20 protein-coding genes are annotated in these 18700 nt (G+C 62.9%); 9 read left to right on the top strand and 11 right to left on the bottom strand.

Features of this window, described 5'->3' with window-relative positions; translation table 11 throughout:
- Nucleotides 1–15: 15 nt before the first annotated feature.
- Both minC and ltrA read right to left on the bottom strand, forming a co-directional pair.
- The gene (gene minC, locus GYH34_RS08435) at nt 16–786 is read right to left on the bottom strand and encodes a septum site-determining protein MinC (RefSeq protein ID WP_244635321.1); all 771 of its coding nucleotides are present in this window, start codon (nt 784–786) and stop codon (nt 16–18) included.
- A gap of 718 nt (nt 787–1504) precedes the next feature.
- A complete protein-coding gene (ltrA, locus tag GYH34_RS08430; protein WP_174242384.1) occupies nt 1505–2983 on the bottom strand; it encodes a group II intron reverse transcriptase/maturase in 1479 nt (492 codons plus the stop codon).
- 286 nt (nt 2984–3269) lie between these two features.
- Between ltrA and GYH34_RS08425 the strand changes: the two genes are divergently transcribed.
- The 4 genes from GYH34_RS08425 (at nt 3270) to GYH34_RS08410 (ending at nt 7740) form a co-directional block, all read left to right on the top strand.
- A complete protein-coding gene (locus tag GYH34_RS08425; protein WP_161913191.1) occupies nt 3270–3632 on the top strand; it encodes a hypothetical protein in 363 nt (120 codons plus the stop codon).
- Nucleotides 3633–3743: 111 nt separating this feature from the next.
- Nucleotides 3744–4850 (top strand): glycosyltransferase, encoded by a 1107-nt coding sequence (locus GYH34_RS08420; RefSeq protein ID WP_161913190.1) that lies wholly within the window; start codon nt 3744–3746, stop codon nt 4848–4850.
- Nucleotides 4847–6433, top strand: a complete 1587-nt coding sequence (locus GYH34_RS08415; protein ID WP_161913189.1) for a glycosyltransferase family 1 protein — start codon at nt 4847–4849, stop codon at nt 6431–6433. Before GYH34_RS08420 ends, GYH34_RS08415 begins: the two co-directional genes overlap by 4 nt.
- Nucleotides 6433–7740, top strand: coding sequence for a glycosyltransferase (locus GYH34_RS08410; protein ID WP_161913188.1), 1308 nt, complete (start codon nt 6433–6435; stop codon nt 7738–7740). Before GYH34_RS08415 ends, GYH34_RS08410 begins: the two co-directional genes overlap by 1 nt.
- A gap of 99 nt (nt 7741–7839) precedes the next feature.
- Here the strand turns inward: GYH34_RS08410 and GYH34_RS08405 are convergent, their stop codons facing one another.
- The 3 genes from GYH34_RS08405 to exbB are packed head-to-tail and all read right to left on the bottom strand — an operon-like array spanning nt 7840 to nt 9378.
- Nucleotides 7840–8568 (bottom strand): TonB family protein, encoded by a 729-nt coding sequence (locus GYH34_RS08405; protein WP_161913187.1) that lies wholly within the window; start codon nt 8566–8568, stop codon nt 7840–7842.
- Between the two features lie 11 nt (nt 8569–8579).
- The gene (locus GYH34_RS08400) at nt 8580–8963 is read right to left on the bottom strand and encodes a biopolymer transporter ExbD (RefSeq protein WP_161913186.1); all 384 of its coding nucleotides are present in this window, start codon (nt 8961–8963) and stop codon (nt 8580–8582) included.
- Nucleotides 8956–9378 carry a TonB-system energizer ExbB gene (exbB, locus tag GYH34_RS08395; protein WP_348983910.1) on the bottom strand — a complete coding sequence of 141 codons (423 nt, stop codon included), beginning with the start codon at nt 9376–9378 and terminating at the stop codon, nt 8956–8958. Before exbB ends, GYH34_RS08400 begins: the two co-directional genes overlap by 8 nt.
- Before the next feature lie 615 nt (nt 9379–9993).
- Between exbB and GYH34_RS08390 the strand changes: the two genes are divergently transcribed.
- Nucleotides 9994–10308, top strand: a complete 315-nt coding sequence (locus GYH34_RS08390; RefSeq protein ID WP_161913184.1) for a hypothetical protein — start codon at nt 9994–9996, stop codon at nt 10306–10308.
- Nucleotides 10309–10360: 52 nt separating this feature from the next.
- On the opposite strand, the gene GYH34_RS08385 is transcribed toward GYH34_RS08390, so the two are convergent.
- The 5 genes from GYH34_RS08385 to GYH34_RS08365 are packed head-to-tail and all read right to left on the bottom strand — an operon-like array spanning nt 10361 to nt 15147.
- Nucleotides 10361–11413: a methyltransferase domain-containing protein gene (locus GYH34_RS08385; RefSeq protein ID WP_161913183.1), complete on the bottom strand. Its 1053-nt coding sequence runs from the start codon at nt 11411–11413 to the stop codon at nt 10361–10363.
- 5 nt (nt 11414–11418) lie between these two features.
- Complete coding sequence (locus GYH34_RS08380) at nt 11419–11988, bottom strand: carboxymuconolactone decarboxylase family protein (protein WP_161913182.1); 570 nt, start codon at nt 11986–11988, stop codon at nt 11419–11421.
- 50 nt (nt 11989–12038) lie between these two features.
- Nucleotides 12039–12734, bottom strand: a complete 696-nt coding sequence (locus GYH34_RS08375) for a TVP38/TMEM64 family protein (protein WP_161913181.1) — start codon at nt 12732–12734, stop codon at nt 12039–12041.
- Complete coding sequence (locus GYH34_RS08370) at nt 12731–14155, bottom strand: FAD-dependent oxidoreductase (RefSeq protein ID WP_161913180.1); 1425 nt, start codon at nt 14153–14155, stop codon at nt 12731–12733. Before GYH34_RS08370 ends, GYH34_RS08375 begins: the two co-directional genes overlap by 4 nt.
- Complete coding sequence (locus GYH34_RS08365) at nt 14152–15147, bottom strand: radical SAM protein (protein ID WP_197745453.1); 996 nt, start codon at nt 15145–15147, stop codon at nt 14152–14154. Before GYH34_RS08365 ends, GYH34_RS08370 begins: the two co-directional genes overlap by 4 nt.
- 146 nt (nt 15148–15293) lie before the next feature.
- Between GYH34_RS08365 and GYH34_RS08360 the strand changes: the two genes are divergently transcribed.
- On the top strand, nt 15294–15959 hold the full coding sequence (locus GYH34_RS08360) for a TIGR04283 family arsenosugar biosynthesis glycosyltransferase (RefSeq protein WP_161913179.1): 666 nt from the start codon (nt 15294–15296) through the stop codon (nt 15957–15959).
- Nucleotides 15960–15961: 2 nt separating this feature from the next.
- Nucleotides 15962–16573 carry a TIGR04282 family arsenosugar biosynthesis glycosyltransferase gene (locus GYH34_RS08355; protein ID WP_161913178.1) on the top strand — a complete coding sequence of 204 codons (612 nt, stop codon included), beginning with the start codon at nt 15962–15964 and terminating at the stop codon, nt 16571–16573.
- Nucleotides 16574–16613: 40 nt separating this feature from the next.
- Here GYH34_RS08355 and GYH34_RS08350 read toward each other — a convergent pair whose 3' ends face one another.
- On the bottom strand, nt 16614–17513 hold the full coding sequence (locus GYH34_RS08350; protein ID WP_161913177.1) for a LysR family transcriptional regulator: 900 nt from the start codon (nt 17511–17513) through the stop codon (nt 16614–16616).
- Nucleotides 17514–17641: 128 nt separating this feature from the next.
- Here GYH34_RS08350 and GYH34_RS08345 point away from each other — a divergent pair, with 128 nt between their 5' ends.
- Nucleotides 17642–18106 carry a DUF1348 family protein gene (locus GYH34_RS08345; RefSeq protein WP_161913176.1) on the top strand — a complete coding sequence of 155 codons (465 nt, stop codon included), beginning with the start codon at nt 17642–17644 and terminating at the stop codon, nt 18104–18106.
- A 167-nt stretch (nt 18107–18273) separates the two neighbouring features.
- Complete coding sequence (locus GYH34_RS08340) at nt 18274–18651, top strand: DsrE family protein (protein ID WP_161913175.1); 378 nt, start codon at nt 18274–18276, stop codon at nt 18649–18651.
- Nucleotides 18652–18700: the final 49 nt, after the last annotated feature.

The following is an 18700-nucleotide window of genomic DNA, read 5'->3' as shown; positions in this document are numbered from 1 at the left end:
TTTATACCGTCCCTCTCAGTCGAGCTTTGTGATCTTGATCGTTTCGTCCTCGAGCCTTGCGTGAACCGCGCGTCCGCGCACGTCGTCTCGAATTTCGTCCGCCGTCATATAGAAGCCGCCGACGGCGAGAAGCTCCGCCTCCAGGCGGCGGCAGAAAATGCGCGCGCGCGAATCGCCATAGGCGCCGGCCATGATTCGGCCGCGCACGGTTCCATACACATGGACCGAGCCGCCCGCGACGATATCGGCGCCGGAGGAGACCGAGCCGATGACGATCACATCGCCATTGGGATGGAAGATCGACTGACCCGACCGCACCGCCGTGTCGACGATGAGCGGCGCGGCGCTGCGCTCGGGCTCGTGCGTCTGCTCCTCGGCGCCGCCGGCGAGCGCCTGGGCGATCTCGTCGAAGGCGGCGCGCTCGCTCTCCGTCAGGCTCGGCGCATCCTCGCCGCCCTCGACGGGCGCCTCCTCGGCGGCGATGGAGCGGCCATTGGTAAGAATCGGGGGCAGGTCGTCGCACGCCCAGGAGGGATCGACGCCGGTCAGCCCCATGATGCGAACGCCGCGGCCGGATAGCTGCTCCACCAGTTCCCCGACCGTGTCGCGATCGAGTCCGAGCTTGGTGACGTCGATGACAATCGCCTTGCGTGAGAAGAAGGCGGGCGAGTGCTCGAGGCAGGCGTCGAGCCGCTCGAACCATCCGGCGATCGGCGCATCCGGCTCTAGGGCCAGGACGGGAAAGGATCGGCCACGAAAACGAATGTGAGTCGAAGGTTGGGTCAACGGTGGACTCGGCTCCAGCTGTGCCGCCATCTCACGCCGTCATGGTTAACAATAGGTTAACTTACCTAAGGGTAAATTCGCTAGCGGCGTGGATCAGCCGAGCCGGCGCGCGTCGTCGACCAGATCGAATGGTCCGAAGCGTGCTTGTCGCAAGGCGCGAGATCGACCATCGGCGCCCCTGCCGCTCGGAGATGACCGCGTGTCCGCGCCGTCTGTCTCGTCGACGAGCCTGGTTTCGGCGATCGGTTGCCTCGCGCATGGGCGCGCCGCAAACAAAGCGGGCGCCGACCGCCCATTCGCTCGGCGCCGTCGTCAGCGGCACGAAATGTCGTCGTCGCTCGAATCGCGGGCCGCATCGGCGTCCGTGACGTGAAAGACATGTCAGGTGCATAGAGAACAATAGAGGCTCATTGACATATCCACTGCCCACTTTATACATCTTGCGCTGTGAGCTTGCAAAAACGGAAGGCTCTTATGAATAAAGTGATATCGGTGACAGAGAAGCGACGCCTGTCGGAATTCGCGCATGCGCTCGTCACTCGCGCGAGATCGCAACCACAGAGCGAAACATCGAGCGAGTTGCCGCCGCTCACATTTACGAGCGGCGTTTCGACAATGGATTCTCTACTGCTTCATTTGACCGAGATCGCGGTAGGGACGCCCATTGCTGAGCGCCCCCCGCACAGATCCGTACTTGCAGAATTCCCGCATACGGCTCCTACCTTAGGTGTCTGACGGCGAAACGAACGCTTGGCCAAGGATGCAGAATACGTGGCTTGGGAAGGTACTCGTCGGTCAGTTTCGTCATGCGCGACCACGGCACAATGGCTCTTTGACTTCGCCGACAGAGCTGCCGGTGCCAGAGCTTGCACACACGATGGTGGAACGTGCTCAACGCCGCACCGTTGGTCGGCACAGCGTGGTAGGCGAAATAACCCCCGACGACCTGCGCGAGCCACCTCCCGGTTTCCGGGATAGGCCTGTGCCGTCGTCGTCGCAACGCTTCTTTGATCTCTCGAAGCTTCGCGCGCATGCGATCGCTCCGTGACTTCCGTCTGACACGGAAACTTCCACGTCGCGTCGTGTCACAGATGAGCACGAAGCCGAGAAACTTGAAGGTCTCCGGTTTTGAACCTCCCCGTCTCTTGCAATTCTCTGCCGCGAAGCGGCCGAACTTCATGAGGCGCGTTTTTTCCGGATGCAGCGATAGCGAGAACTCCCGCAGCCTGTCGCGCATCGCATCCCAGAACCGGCGAGCGTCGCTCTCATGCTGGAAGCCGACGACAATGTCATCGGCGTACCTGACCATGATCATATCGCCCGTCGCCTCCCGCCGTCGCCAGCGTTCAGCCCACAAATCGAAGACATAATGAAGATAGATGTTCGCGAGCAAGGGCGAAATCACTGAACCCTGCCCGGTCCCCTCTTCCTCGATCGTCACGATGCCGTCTTCAAGGATGCCGGCCCGCATCCACTTTTGGACCAGCCGGATGATGCGCTTGTCGCCGATCCGATGTTCCAGGAAGCGGACAACCCATTGCTGGGAAACTTCCGTGAAGAACGAACGGATGTCGGCGTCAAGTATATGGTTCACCTTCTTGTCGCTGATCCCGACAATCAACGCGTCCAGCGCGTCATGCTGACTGCGTTTGGGCCGGAATCCGTACGAGAACCCGAGGAAGTCTTCCTCGTGGATCACGCTCAACACCGCCGCCACAGCTCTCTGTACGATCTTGTCTTCGAGGGCCGTAACCGCCAGCGGGCGCTTGCTTCCATCTTCCTTCGGAATGTAACTCCGGCGGGATGGCTGCGCCCGATACGTTCCCGCATGGACCCGCTCTCGCAGAGCCTCGATCTTTCGATCGAGGTCCCGCTCGTAGGTCTCCCATGTCATGCCATCCACGCCGGGCGCGGCGTCACGCTTGATCGCGTAAAACGCCGTTCTCAGTAGGGCGGAATCGACATGGTGCAAGAGCGCCGTGAACCGCTCCCTTTTCCTCTGCCTTGCGGCTTGCCGTACGCGTTCCAGCGCTTGTGACACACTTCCCCGGTCCTGAGCCCGGCGCGTGCTTTGCTGATCCGCGTTCCCTATGGTTTCCGTCCTTGGCTCCGCCGGCTCCGCGACAGATTGCTCCGTGTTGTTCACCAGCTTCGTCGCTACTATGACGGAATCAGACTCCTCGGGTTCGTGCATCATCGGCTACGGCTCCTCGCCTTCCCGACGCGGACCGGCGGCGTCCAGACGCCGGCCAAACCCGAGGTCTCCCGGTTCCCGTGCAAGGAACTTCCACGCATGCCAGGGTCTTCGACCACGCCGGACCGGGCGGGCGCTCGCGATATCGCGCTCCCCGTGTTGCCTTCCGTGTCTTTGACCACGTCGGCATCCGAGACTGTAGTTTTCGCGGCTCAATGGCTGGCCTACGCGCTCCCCTGTCAACGCTTCGCCGGCACCCTCGCGGATGCAAACGCATGACTCGGGGCCAATGTGGGTCGCTACTCCTTCATTGCAGTGGACTTTCACCACCTACTCCTTGCCGATCTGCCCGGCGCTCCAAAGAAACTACCTTCTCAAATTCTCGGCGCAGATTTCCGCGCAGATCCTGACCCTCTCCTCCACCATCGATCGCCTGTCCACGGAAGTCGCCAAGGTCGCCGGCGAGGTGGATGGCTTGAGACGCGAGCGAGAGACGCTGCAGCAGGCTCTCGTGGACGCCAAGCAGGAGATGAACGACGTCGCCGAAGCCGTCGTCGCCGGCGTGACGCAGCAATTGGAGCAGCAGATGGAGGTGTTCGGGCCTCTGGCGCGCTCTTCCTCCTCGGTGGAGACGGAAGCCTCGGGGCTTTGATGCGTCTGTTCTCCGCTACGGCGGAGAGCGGCTCGAGCTAGCAGACGGCGTTTTCGTGCGGGTCGCCCCGCTCCCCGTCTCGATGTCGAAACATCTGGCTGGTGAGGATGAATGTCACGTGTTGTTCAATATCATCCCTCGGTAATTAGCGCCGACGCCATCGGCGCCTCGATTTCCTCCCTGCATCGGATCCTTAGGGAGCGGGGCGCGGCCTCCTATGTGGCGTGCTCTGATTCCAATATCGCCACGAGCGATTATGCAACGCTCTCGACCTCCATGCTGAAGCGCATGGCTTGGAGCGACACGGATCTGCTGCTGCTGCATTATTCTTTTTTCAATGAGGAGCTCGAAGCCCTGCTGGACCTGCCCGTCCGCAAGATTCTGATCTACCACAATGTCACGCCGGGCCATTTTTTCCGCGGCCAGGGCTCGATGAGCTGGCTCGGCGACATGTGCGACCACTCGCGCGCACAGATGCGGCGCTTCGCCGGCGCTTTCGAGAAGGGCGTCGGCGATTCGGACTACAACACCGCCGAGCTGAGAGAATTCGGCTTTCGCGATCCCGTGACCATTCCGGTGTTCTTCAACGACGCCTTTTTCACGTCGCGCGAGCTCGACAATCAGCTCTATTTCGACATCAAGGCGGCGTCCGAGGTCAATATCGTCTTCGTCGGACGCTTCGTTCCCAATAAGCGGCACGATCTGCTGATCGACACTCTGGCCGCCTATAAGAAGCTCTTCGGCCGCTCGGCCTCACTGCATCTCGGCGGCAAGATTTGGGGCGACGAATATTTCCACGGGCTGCTGGGACGCGCGGTGCAGGGCGGCGTCCTCTCCGACCTCAAAATCTACCAGAACGCCAGCGGTCTCGCGATCAAGACACTGTTCGCCGCCGCCGACGCCTATATTTCCATGAGCGAGCACGAAGGCTTCATGGTGCCGGTGCTCGAGGCCTTCACGGTCGGCTGTCCGGTGCTCGCCTATGCGGGAACCGCAGTGGGCGAGACGATGGGCCCTGCCGGCATCAAATTCGACACGCTCGATCCATCGATCCCCGCAGGCTATCTCGAGCTCCTGCGTCGCGATAAGACGCTGCGCAACAATATCGTTCGCGAGCAGGCGGATCGTGCGACCGACTTCTACTCGGAAGCGACCGCGAGACGGTGGCTCTCATTCTTAGAGGGATTCGTCGACATCTCCGCGGGGTTGCACTCATGATCATCGCATATGACGCCGGCGCCTTTCAGCAGTCGATCAGCGGTGGAATTTTCAATGTCTCGGTCGGTTTTCTGAACGCCGCCGCGAGAGTCGCCCCCGACACCGAATTTGTTTTCGTCGCCGATCCGTTTTTTGGCGAGGTGCGGGCCGACGCAATGGCGGCGCTGACCTTCCGGCCGCGCGTGATCTATCGCAGCGTGCTGAAATCATCCGGCGCCTTCTCGTTGCGCACCGATAGGGAGCGCGCGCGCTTCGAGGTGGACGGACGCATCGTCCCGACGACGCAGACGACGACGCCGGACGGCGTATGGTATCATTACGAGGGCCCGACGCCCCGGCATGCGATGCTTCTGCGCAGCCGAGCCGCGCGCCCATGCGACACGATGAACTCGCCGGACAGCCGCAGGCTCGGCGTCGCCCTCAGCAAGATCGTCGTCGAATCGGATAGAGGATCGCAGGAGTTCGCCTTCGACGACGCCCGCCTCGCCAATGGCTATCACGACTCGGAGAGCGGCTGGCGCTGGACCAATGGCGCCGCCGAAATCCCGCTCGAATTTTTTCCGCGTGTCGAAAAAGCGCGCGTCGGAGTGCATATAAGGCACAAGGTCGTCTATAGCCTCGCGGACGGCCGTTTCGATCGTCGCTACAATGGCGTCGTGCAAGCGGCGATCGAGCAGCGACGCGCTTTCAACTTGCAGGAGCTGGGCCGCGAGCTGCGTGAAATGGGCGCGAGCGTCTATTTCGCCAATCACTTCATTCCAATCGCCATCCCCGGCCTCGCTCTCGCGAGCTGGGCGCATGACGTGATCCCGATCCTGTTTCCGAATTTCTTCGGCAAGGATGCGATCGAGAATTTCGCCAATGTCATCGATGTGTTCAAACGCGCCGATCACATTTTCTGCAACTCTGAGACGACCCGCAAGGATATCATCGACAATGTCGGCGTCTCTCCCGAGCGTCTGACCACCTCGTGGATCGGCCCTGGCGCGATCGGACCACGCCCCGCTCCCGTGGTGGACGCGGCAATCGCCAAATTCGGCCTCCGTCGAGACTATATTCTCAACGTCGGGACGCTGGAGCCGCGCAAGAACCATGTTCGTCTGGTTCAGGCCTATGACGAATTTCGCCGCGGCGTCGACCATCCTCCGCAACTCGCCATCGTCGGCTCACATGGGTGGGGATATGACGAATTGGTGCGGCTGATCGCCAACAGCGGGCTCTCCGAGCACGTGAAAGTGCTGAGCGGCGTCGACAATGAGGATTTGTCGGCGCTCTACTCCGGCGCGATGTTCGTCGCCTATCCGAGCGTCTATGAAGGCTTCGGCATGCCCGTGCTGGAGGCCATGGCCTGCGGCGTCCCGGTCTTGACCTCACAGGAAACCAGCATGCAGGACATAGCGAAGAACGCCGCCGTTCTCGTGGATCCTTTGTCGGTGAGCTCGATCGCTCAGGGACTGCGCGAGCTATCGCTCAATTCCGAGCTGCGCTCACGTCTCGCCTCCAAGGCGAAAGAGGCCGCGTCACGCTTCGACTGGGACCGCGTCGCCAAAACAATCGTCGATGTCTTGAAAGGAACGCGCTGATGAAGATCGTTGTCCTTTCCACATTCGACATCACCCCGGTCCGCGACGGCGGGCAGACGCGTTACGTCTCGGTCTACAAGAATATCGCGAAAGAGCATGACGTCACACTCATCGCCTATGATTTCAAGCAGACCGATCACATCAGGCGCTATAAGCTCGCCGACCGTTTCGACGTGATCGTCTTCCCCGCCGCGCCCGGCGACCAGCATCACGTCTGGCACATAATGGAGAAGACGCGGCGCCTGGCGCATGATGTTCTCTGCATAAGGGAATATCATTTCTCGGACGAGTTCGTGCGCGATGCGCGGCAGATCATCGGCGCGGCCGATGTCGTCATCTCCTCGCATCCCTATCTCGCGCTTCTGGGCTTCGGCTTCGCCAAGCGGAACGCCATCAAGATCTATGAAGCGCACAATGTCGAATTCGACATAAAGGAGCAGCATTTCCGTGGAGGTCTCGGCGCAGCGCAGCTCGATTCCTTCGTCGATACTGTGTACCACGGCGAGAGAATGGCCTGTCGCGAGGCCAATTTCGTGACGGCCGTGAGCGCCCATGACGCCGACCGCATGGCGCAATTATACGACGTGCCGAGAAGCAACATCACCGTCGCGCCCAATGGCGTCGATTGCTCGCAATATCCGATCTGGGACAAGGCGAGCCGCGACGAGCTTCGCAGCAAGCTGCAGATCGGCGACAAGACGCTGGCCGTGTTTTTGGGTAGCGGCTATGGACCGAATGTCGAATCCTACTCCAAGGCGCGGCTGCTGCTGGCGGAGGCCGGATTCGACGGCGCCGTCGCCTTGATCGGCTCGATCGCGCAAGCCGACCGCACCGGTTGGCCTGATGTGCCCTTCGACGAGCTCTGGTTCGACTATGTCGAGGATGATCTCAAGATCGCGCTCTTGAGCTCGGCGGACATTGCTCTGCAGCTGCTGTTTTCCGGCGGCGGGACCAATTTGAAGCTCTTCGACTATATGGCCGCCGGATGTCTGATCGTCGCCAACGACTTCGGCGCGCGCGGCGTCTCCGCGGACGGATGGCATGTAACGGCTCAGAATGCGAGCGAGCTGCAGACCTTGCTGCGGGAGCGCGTTTGGGAAACCGAGCGCGGAGAAGCGATCCGCGCCAAGGCGCGCGCCATCGCCAAGGAGCAATTCGACTGGTCGATCATCGCCGAGAAGATCACCTCACTCTTCTGCCCGAGTATGGACTTCGCTGCCTCCGACATTGCCGCCGCCGACGCAGCTGCTCCCGCCATCGCCGACGATTCCGAACAGGCGCCGAATAGAGAGGCCCTATCGGCATAAAAGGCGAACGCCGCAAATGCGGGATCGTCGCCCGGCCGCCGGCGGCGAGCGAGCGATGATCCCGAGTTCCTCCAAATGTTATTCGTCCCGAATTCGCGATCAGCGCGACGGGCCGAACACGACGTCGATCGCCACATTCATCTCCCGCGGCGGCGGCCCGAAGGGCACGCTCGATCGCACCGTCTTCAACGCGCTGACGTCGAGACGCTCTTGTCCGCTCGTTGCAACGATCTTGAGCGTTTCTTCGCGGATTTGGCCACTCGCGAGAATGCCGAAGGAAACTTTCGCGACGCCGCGCAGCCCGGCGCGACGCCCCTCCTCCGGATAGACGAGCCGCTTGTGAATGCGCTTCGACAATTGCTGTATATAGACGCGAATGCGGTCCTCCTCGGTTTCCGCGCGGCGGGCGATGGTGCGCGCGATCTGCTGCTCTTGCGCGCCCGTCACATTGGCGGAACCGGCCGGATCGGGCTTCGACTGCGAAGGGGCCGCCGCGGCCACAGCGGCTGCTTTGGCCTCGCCTTCATCGGCCTGCTCATGCTGCTCGACAGGCTTCGCCATGGACGCCTGCGTCGCGGTCGGGTGTGTCTCGCCGGCAGTATCCTGCTGCAGCTTCTCGTCGGTCTGCTCATCATCGACGAGACCATCGAGCTCGAAGACGAGAACCGAATCCTCCTCTTGCGTCGCGTAGAGGCGATGCAGGACGTAAGGCGCGCATAGCAGGGCGTGCAGCGCCAGGGAGAGCGCGAGACCGTGATAGATCGAGAAGCGGCTCGCCGCCGGTCGACTAACATTTTTCGTGGGCGCGGACGCCGCCAGGAAAGCCATTTCAGCGCCTCTCACTTGGGACTGTTCTTGGTCTGCACGGCGACTTTGGTGAAGCTCATGCGCTTGAGCAGTTCGGCAATATCGACGAAGCTCTGCAGGGCCACAGCGCGATCGGCGCGAATGAGGAAGCCCGTTTCCGGCGGCAGGCCCGTGAGCCGGCTGCGCAATTCATCCTTGGTCGCGGCGTGGCCGTCGAAATAGACGCTTCCATCGGCGGCGATCTCGATCGTCTTGTCCTTCTGCCGATCGACCTGCGTGTTCGCGGCCTGCGGCAAGGCGACCGGTATGCGGCCGGTCGCGATGAAATTCGCCGTCGTCAGCACCATTGTGAGAAGCACGAGCATCACATCGACGAGCGGAATGACATTGAGCGTCTCGAAAGGCTTCTCATCCATTGGCGATCTCCCACTTCAGCAGCAGCACCTTCGTCTTGCGCAAAAGGACGTTGTAGGAGACCACCGACAAGAGCGCGACGATGAGCCCGACCGCCGTCGCCTTGAGGGCGAGCGCGAGGCCGGCCATGATCTTGCTGGCGTCCGCCGAAGCGTCGAGACCCAAATTATAGAAGGTCAGCATGATGCCGAGCACGGTGCCGAGCAGCCCGATATAAGGCGCATTGGAGGCGACGGATGCGATGACGATGAGCCGCTTGCTCAGCTCGAGTTCCAGCGCCTTGATGCTGGTGAACGTCGTAATGTCGATCGCCCGGTAGAAGAAATGCCGCTCAAGCGCCACGGCGACGACGATGACGCTGAGCGCGGCCAGCAGACCGATGACGCCGAAATCGATCGCCGTCGACAACCATTCCATTTGCATTATGAAATTCTCCAGCAGCCGCGACCGGCGACGACCGTCGAAGCCTCATTCGCACGCACGCCCCGAAGCGAGGTCGCGCCATCGACGCGATATCTATATTCATTACATTGCGAACACAGCGAGATGCCGTCAACGGGAAAATTCGGGCGTAGACAAAGCGACGCGACGCGGGCGCCTGATTTTCAGCCAGCCATTATAATGCGCCGCCAAAATCGACTGCCGTTGCAAGTCTAAAGTAACATGAAAATGACTTCAGCCGCCATACTGGCCAGATATCGGCGCGCTATTGTCACCCTCGCGCGCAGGTTGCATATTTTTCTACCGCTATGCAGAAATTTTTTGCAACAGGCCGATCACTTCCCGCACCGCATTGGCGATAAATCGCTGAAAGGCCAGCAAGAGCCGAACGCGCGCCATTAGTGATATCGCCGAACGCCGCCCGACGTATCGGGCGATCTCGGCTCCGGCGGCGCGGCGGCTGGCTTGGCCGGCGGCGGCTCGATTGCCGGCTGACGCTAACGCCTGACGGCAGCGTGTTGGTTTCCACTGAGAGCTGACCCAGGCAGCACGCGTTTTTCCGAGCTCGGCCTCCTGACCATCGAAACCGCGATGGCGGCGCACAGCTTCGTCGCGGATAAAATGTCGAAGGTTCCGACCGACGCGACGGACGCCATTCGCGATGGCCACGCGATCTCCGATTCGCGGCTGCAGACGCTCGCGACATTCACGCATGTCATGGTGGAATCGCGCGGTCGGCCGAGCGAAGGGGCCGTGCGAAAGCTTCTCGCCGCCGGCTACAGCGAGAACATTCTCGGCGTCATTCTCTCGATCGGCGTCAAGAACTGGTCGAATTATGCCAACCATCTCATCCACACGCCTATCGACGACGTTTTCGCGTCTCGGGTATGGAAGGAAGCCGCGTGATTTCGCAAAGGCGAAAGGCGCCCGGTCGCAACGCGCGACCGGGCGCCGCTTTTCAGCAGCATGTGTCCGCGCCCCGGTTCTGATCGGCGGAGCCCGTGAAGGGAATATTCGCGCCGCAGCCGGGAAAAATGCCGAAATGCGTCGAGAAGTCGCCGATGAAATCGAAATAGGGAGCGAAGCGGCTCTCCTTCAGCATGCGCCAGCTATTGCCGCAAACGGGAAAGAGCCGACCCTTCTCGATCACATGATGGCTGTCGAGCGCGAAGCGATGTGGCGCTTCCGCAATGCCGCCTCTGTAGATCACCGCTTGGCCGTAATCCTCGCACGCAGGCTCGAGGCCTTCGATCTTGAACAGACGATAGGTCGCCGAATAGAAGCGCGCCGCGCCGATCTTTGCCTCGATCTCGGAATCGGTGATCTCCAGCGGCCGGCTGGCCGCAAGGCGAGGATCGCCGAATCCGGCGGCTTTGGCGAGCGCGAGAAAGTCGCCCCAATAGAGAGCGCCTCCCAGACACTCTCCATACACGACGGGATCATTGCGCAAGGCCGGATCGAGGCGTCTGTCGGCGTAGACATCGGCGAAGTGAAACTCCCCGCCGGGCTTCAAGAGATCGAATGCGCCTTGCAGCACCGCCGGCTTGTCGATCGAGAGATTGACGACGCAATTGGAGACGATGACGTCGAAGCTCGCGGGCTCGAGGCCGAGCGCATCGAGCCGCTCGATGTAGCCGTGCAGAAAGCGCACATTATTGCGCGCGTAGCCGAATCTCTCCCTGTGCCACTCGATATGCGCCGTTGCGGTCTCGAGCTGCTCTGGCGTCATGTCGACGCCGACGACCTCGCCCGAGGGACCGACGAGCTGCGACATGAGATAGACATCGCGCCCGGAGCCGCAGCCGAGATCGAGAACACGCCGGCCTCTCAGCTCCTCGGGAGCGACCAATCCGCATCCATAATATTTCGTCAGAACCTCATCGTGGATATTCGACAGCAGCGCCTTCACCCGCGTGGGCATGCTGTCCGGCGTGCAGCAGGCCATGGTCTTGAGATCGTCGGAGCTGCGCAGGGTTTTTCCGTAATAGTCCTTGACGGCTTGAATGTTCATGAATTTCACCCTTTCGGATCGGCGCTTCCCGCCGGCAGCTTGCAAAAGCCTTGTGAGGGAACGTCGAGCGCCGCATTGAATTTCGAGGAGAGATTTTGAAAGGCGACGAGGCCGGTCAATTCGACGATCGCATCGTCGCTCCAATGCTCCTTCAATCTGGCGCGCAGCTCGTCGCTCACGCCCGGCTCGGTCAATGTCATCGCCTCGGCATATTCCAGCGCGAGCCGCTCGTCGGGAGCGAACAGCGGGCTATTGCGCCAGTCGGCGAGTGCGTCGATCTTCTCCATCGCGACGCCGCGCTTGGCCAGCGTCGCGGAGTTGATGTCGACGCAAAAGGCGCAGTGGTTGATCTGAGAGACGCGCACTGTCACCAATGAGCGCAACGCCGGCGACAAAGGCGAGGAGCGCCGGTTCAAGGCGCCGTACAGCAGCGCCACGGACGCGAACACCAGAGGCGAGCGCCCCCACAGCAAGCCCGGATCGAGAACCCGTCCATAGGTCAGCTTCTGCTTCCAGAAGAAGAGACGAATGAACCAGGGATATCGGGAATTCGGCTTGGCTTCGACGGTGGGCATGATGAGTTCCATTCGGGGAAGAGCAGGTTGAAAGCGGCGCGCTATGATCGTCATTGCTGTCCTTCCCGCAGTCGCCGCAGAATCACGGGCAGCAGTGACAGAGCGCCGAGTCCGAGCAAGGCTGCGATCAAAGTGGGACTGAAGACGTCTTCCAACCGCACTTCTGCGCCGGCGTCGAATATCTGGCCGAGACTTGCTCCAAACGCCGCAAAGACCAGCGTGCCGGGCACGACGCCGATCGCGGTGGCCGCGACGAAGGGCTCTAGCCGCATTCCCAGCAGCGCGGGCGCCAGATTGACGGCCCAGAACGGAAACACGGGAACGAGCCGAAGGAACAGCAGATAGTTGAAAGCGTCCTTGCGAAAGCCATTGGACATGCGCGCGAGAAAAGGTCCGGCGCGCTCGCGCAGGACGTCGCCAGCGGCGGAGCGGGCGATGAGGAACAGCAGCGTCGCGCCGACCGTCGCGCCGATGATGGTCAATGTCGCCCCGAGCGGCACGCCGAACAGAAAGCCGCCCGCGAGCGTCATGACCGCCGCTCCCGGCAGCGAGAGCGCGACGACTCCGACATAGGCGAGCACATAGGCGCAAGCGGCGACGACGCTGTGCGACTGGACGAACTCCAACAGCGCGGCGCGATTGTCGCGCAAGGCGTCGAGCGTGAGATATTGGTCCACGCGCAAATAAAAAGCCGCCACGATCAGCGCCGCGAGCGCGAGCAGAGGGACCAGCCGCTTCGGGCTCATCCGAAAGCTCCGAGAAAGCGGACGAGCGCGCGCATTCGCGCCGAGAACAGAGCAGGGGTGAAATAGCCGCCGGCGGCGCGTTTGGAGATCTCGCTCAGCGTCGGATAAGGGACGATGACATTAGCCAGCGCGCCGATCTTCAGCCCTTGTGAAATCGCCAAGGTCCAGGGCGTTATCAGCTCGCCGGCATTGTGGCCGACGATGGTCGCGCCGAGCACATGCCCGCCCTTCGTCACCACGGCCTCCAGGAATCCACGCGTGTCGCTCTCGGCTCGAGCGCGGTCATTGTCCGCGAAGTCGGCGCGCAGAATGCGAATATCGCCGCCTCTCTCCCGCGCCTGCGCTTTGGTAAGTCCGACTTGCGCGAGCTCTGGATCGGTATAGGTCACCCATGGAAAGGCCTTCGGTCGGCTTTTCGCCGGCAGCCGAAACAGCGCGTTGCGAATGACGATTCCGGCCTGATAGCCGGCGAGATGGGTGAATTGGAGCCCGCCCGCCACATCGCCGGCGGCGAAGATTCGCTTATTGCTCGTGCGCAGCCGGGCGTCGGTCTCGACGCCTTTGTTCGAATAACGCACACCCGCGGCCTCTAGCCCGAGATCTTCGACATTGGGCTTGCGGCCGGCGGCGACGAGCAGATGCGAGCCTTCGATCGCGCTTTCGCCGGCGCCGTTTCGCAGCACGATGGCGACGCCTTCGGCGCGTGTCTCGACGCGAAGAATGTCGACGCTCTCGTGAAGATCGATTCCATCCTCGACGAGAGCGTCGCGAACCACAGCGGCGGCGTCCGGATCGTCCTTCGGAAGCAGAGGCCCGAGGTCGAAGACGCTCACTTGCGCTCCGAGCCGGCGATGCGCCTGAGCCAATTCGCAACCGATCGGCCCCGCGCCGATCACCAGGAGACGCCGCGGCAGAACAACGTTGTCGAAGATCGTCTCATTGGTGAAATAGGGCGCGCTGTCGAGGCCGGGAATCGTCGGCACGGCGGCGCGGCTACCGGTGGCGATCACGAAGCGTCGCGCGCGAATGATCTTGCCGGCGGCCTCGACGGTACGCGGATCGACGAAGCGCGCGCGCCCTTCGAACACAATGCATCCGAGGCCCGTGAAGCGCTCGATGGAATCATGCGGCGTGATCGCATCGATGACGCCATGGACATGGGCGTTCACCGCTTCGAAATCGACGTTCGGCTCGCCGGCTCGCACGCCAAATCGGCGCGCTCGCGCCACGGCTTTGGCCCCCTTCGCCGCCGCCAGCAGCGATTTCGACGGCACGCATCCGGTGTTGAGGCAATCGCCGCCCATCTTCTGCGCCTCGATCAAGACGGTGCGCGCTCCGAGCTGCGCCGCGCCCGCCGCAACCGACAGACCGGCGGAGCCCGCTCCAATGACGCAAATATCGGCCTGAATGTCTTCGCTCATCGCGCCGCTCCCGTCGCGCTGCATGTCGCGCCGCCGAGAACGCAGAAGCGCGAGCAATGGACGTGATTGAGGCTCACGGGGCGCATCGCCTCCGTGAGGGTCGAGCCCATTTCGAACGCCTGCGCATAGGGCAATAACGTGCAGGAGACGACGATCGGCGTCGTAGCGTCCTTGCGCTTCAACACCATGCGCGAGCGCGCGCACATCATCTCAACCGGCGACTTTCCGAGCGCGGCCCAGCACGCTTCGCTGATCTCGGGCGCATCGTCATCTTCCGCCAGCTCGGGGAACAGCACGAGCCGCGCCGGATCATCGGCGTCGATAGCGACGCCGAGCTCGCCGAACAGATCGCGAAATCCCGCGCGCGTCTCGGCCTCGCCATCGCTCGACGCCATCCGCGCCGCGACGGCGAGGTCGAAACGATTGGCCGCGAGCCAGAGCAATCCTTCGATGGCGGGCGCCCAGCTGTTCGGCCCGCGAATTTGCTCGTGATCCTCGGCGCGATAATGGTCGAGCGACACGCGGCACGCCAGCCGACCCGGAAAGCGCATGTTCAGCTCGTGCAGAGCGGGGGCGACGCGTTGCATCGGCCGCATCGCATTGGTCAGAACGAGAACGCGATGGCCGGCGGCGAGACTGTCCTCGACCATTCCGAGAAGATCGGGATTCATGAAGGGCTCGCCCCCGGTGAAGCCGATCTCGAGTGGCCCTTCGGAAATTTTCGCCGCCTCCTCCAGAAAGGCCCGAGCGTCCTCACGCGTAAAATAGGCCAGACTGTCGTTCTTGGGAGAGGATTCGACGTAGCAATCACGGCAACCGAGATTGCACAGCGTGCCCGTGTTGAACCACAGCGTCTCCAGGCGCATGAATGGCGCATGCGCGCGCCTCTCGCCGCGGGCGGTGACGAAGGGATCGCAGAATTTCGCCGGGTCCGAAGGCGCCCGAGAAGGATCGGCCGAGCCGGCCGCCATCTCGGAAGCATCATATTGCATCAGCTCTCTCCTCTCCGCGTCTACCGCCTATTTCGGTCCCGGCGGCCAAAAAGTTTCAGATATTCATCGAAACAATGCATCCGGCAGCGGTAACCTTTTTCGCCGTCGCAGCGAAACTCCGGCCGTAGAGGAAGGGCGGCAAGCAGATGAACTTATCCATTGTCATTCCGACCCTCGACGCCGCCGCGACCCTGCCGCGAACGCTCGCCGCGCTCGGCGCGCAGGACGATATTATCGTCGTCGACGGCGGCTCTGACGACGCCACCGTCGCGATCGCCCGCGAGTCCGGCGCGAGGCTGGAGGCGGCGCCTATGGGACGCGGTGTGCAGCTGCAAGCCGGAGCCGAGACAGCGCGCGGAGACTGGCTGTTGTTTCTGCACGCCGACACGGTTCTGGAGGCCGGGTGGCGGGAGTCCGTCGTATCCTTCTGCGGCGATCCCACCAACCGCTGGCGGGCGGCCGTGTTCCGCTTCGCGCTCGACGACGAGTCGGCCCAGGCGAGGCGATTGGAGCGCTTGGTCGCATGGCGCGTGCGGTGGATGGGCCTGCCCTATGGCGACCAAGGGTTGCTGATCAACCGCGCGTTCTATGATCGTCTCGGAGGGTTTCGGCTGCTGACTCTGATGGAGGATGTGGACATGGCGCGCAGGATCGGGGCGAAGCGGCTGACCGTCCTGCCCATATCGGCGCGCACCTCGGCGGCGCGATGGCGCCGCGACGGCTGGACGCGGCGCAGCCTACGCAACCTCGCCTGCCTGGCGCTCTATTTCCTCGGCGTTCCGCCGCATGTCATTCGCCGCGTTTACGGTTGACCATGTCGATTCCGCGCCATCTCGTCATTTTCACACGCTGGCCCCGCTACGGCGCCGGCAAGCGCCGGCTCGCGGCCGAGATCGGAGCCATCGAGGCGCTGCGATTTCAGCGGACGGCGCTGTCCTTGATGCTCCGCCGCCTCGGCGCCGATCCGCGTTGGACCACATGGCTCGCGGTCACGCCGGATCGCTCGGGGCCGTGGCCGGCCGGGTTCGGCATTCTCCCGCAAGGCCAGGGAAACCTCGGCCAGCGCATGGCGCGCGTCGCGCGCCTGCCGCCGCCCGGTCCCGTGCTGATCATCGGCAGCGACATTCCAGGCATAACGAGGGAGATGGTGGCGCACGGCTTTCGCGCTCTCGGCGATCACGCCGCCGTTTTCGGGCCCGCGACCGACGGCGGCTACTGGGCGGTGGGCCTGCGCCGTCGCCCGCATTTCGTGGCGCCATTCGACGATGTGAGATGGTCGACCGAGCACGCGCTCGCCGACAGCCTCGCCAATCTGACCGGATCATCGGTCGCGCTGCTCGACATGCTCGAGGATGTGGACGATGCGCGATCCTTCTTCCGTCTGCGCCAGCGTGGCTTGCTCGACACGCATTTCGCGCGGCGCTGACGGATGGAGGCTGTCGCCCCGCCGCCTCATCGGGCGAGCGTCAGAAATCCACAAAGGTCCAATCGCAGTCACGCGCCGCGAGGTCGATCAAAGATCGCACTTTCGCCGACAGAAGGCGCGCGCTCGGATAGACGAAATGGATCGGCAGCGGCGCCGGCTCGAAGTCGGCGAGCACGACCGCGAGCCTGCCGGCGCGGACCAGCTCGATGATTTGATAGCCGGCGGCGATGGTCAGCCCGCCATTGTTCTCGGCATGCCAGATCGCCGCCTCGGCGCTGTTCGTCACATAGGCGGGCGCGGCGTCGATATCGAAGCGTTCACCGTCCGACCAGAAGCGCCAGCGGCCGGCCGGCGTCAGGGAGGTGCAGGAAATCAGCCGATGGCGCTCGAGGTCGGCCGGAGTCGTCGGCGCGCCTCTCGTCGCGAGATAGGCCGGAGAACCGACGACGACCCGCCGAGTCGCGCCCATCCTGCGCGCGACCAGCGCGGAGTCGGACAAATGGCCGATGCGCAGAGCGAGATCGAATCCTTCCTCCACGAGATCGACGAAGCGATCGGAGAGCGATAGCTCGACCGTGATCTGCGGATGCGCGTTCATATAGCGGCCGATCAGCGGCCCGATGTGCATGCGTCCGAACATCAGCGGCGCGGACAGGCTCAGCCGTCCCCGAGGCGCGCTGTGCTCATTCTCCGCGACGCGCTCGGCCTCCTCGAGGTCGGTGACGATCCGCCGGGCGCGCTCGAGAAAGCGCGCGCCTGCATCCGTCAGCCCGACGGAGCGCGTCGTTCGTTGCAGAAGCCGCACGCCGAGCCGATCCTCGAGCGCGGCGACGAGTCGTGTCACCAGCGACGCCGAGACACCGAGGCTTCGCGCCGCCGACGCGAAGCCCTTGTGGTCGACGACCGCGATGAAGGCCGTGATCGTGTCGAAGCGGTCCATTGGATTGCTGCACCTGCCGCAACGATGTCGTGCCGAGAAAGGCGATTATCGTTTCGATCGTCATCTATCATCTTCCGGGTGACAGGCAAAACGCCTCGCTCACATGCGACAAATCGGAGGAGGAAATCATGTCGAGACCGCCGCTACCGCCTTTCACCGCCGAAACCGCCGCCCAAAAAGTGCGCCTCGCCGAGGACGCCTGGAACAGCCGCGATCCGGAGCGCGTCGCGCAGGCCTATTCGATCGACAGCCGCTGGCGCAATCGCGCCGAATTCATCGGCGGCCGCGAACGCATCGAGGCCTTTCTCCAACGCAAATGGTCACGAGAGCTCGAGTATCGGCTCATCAAGGAGCTGTGGGCGTTCCACGAGAATCGGATCGCCGTCCGCTTCGCCTATGAATGGCGCGACGACAGCGGGAGCAGGTTTCGCTCCTACGGCAATGAAAATTGGGAGTTCGATGAGCAGGGACTCATGCGCCTGCGCATCGCCAGCATCAACGATGTTCCGATCTCCGCCGCCGATCGGAAGTTTCATTGGCCGCTCGGCAGACGGCCGGATGATCATCCGGGCTTGAGCGATCTCGAGCTGTGACGGCGAGCGGACCGGATCGAGGGGACTCGATTCGACGTCACGACGATCGCCGGCGGACGACAGCGAGCCTTCAGGCTCGCGGTCCAGCGGGCGCGCATCGGACAGCAAGCCTCCAGGCTCGCTTCCAAAACATTCGGAAACTATCGGCAAACGCAAGGTAAAAACCCATGAGCAAGACCGCCATCATCATCTATTCCGATCCGAAGTCCGGCTCCGAGGAAGCGCTCGGCCGCCTCTTCAACGGCCTGTTCCTCGCTTACGAGCTCAAGGAGAAAAGGCAGGACGTCGCGGTCGTCTTCCAGGGCGCCGGCACTCGCTGGCCGACTCAGCTCGTCAAGGCCGACCACGCGGCGCATGCTCTCTATGAAGCGGTGAAGGATGTCGTCGCGGGCGTCTGCGGCGGCTGCGCGGATGTCTTCGGCGCCACAGAGGACGCCCGCAAGACTGGACTGAAGCTCGATTACGAAAAGGCGATTCCCGGAACACCCGGCGTGCTCGATCTGTCGAGCTATCTCGACCAGGGCTACAGCCTCGTCACATACTGATCTCCGTTCCGCGCCCGACCGCATTCGCGGCTGGGCGCCCGCTCCCTCG

The sequence above is a fragment of the Methylosinus sp. C49 genome (assembly GCF_009936375.1).
In the GTDB taxonomy this organism is placed as follows: Bacteria; Pseudomonadota; Alphaproteobacteria; order Rhizobiales; family Beijerinckiaceae; genus Methylosinus.
Note: the sequence above shows the minus strand (reverse complement) of the source record. Positions and strands in the feature narration are given on the sequence as shown.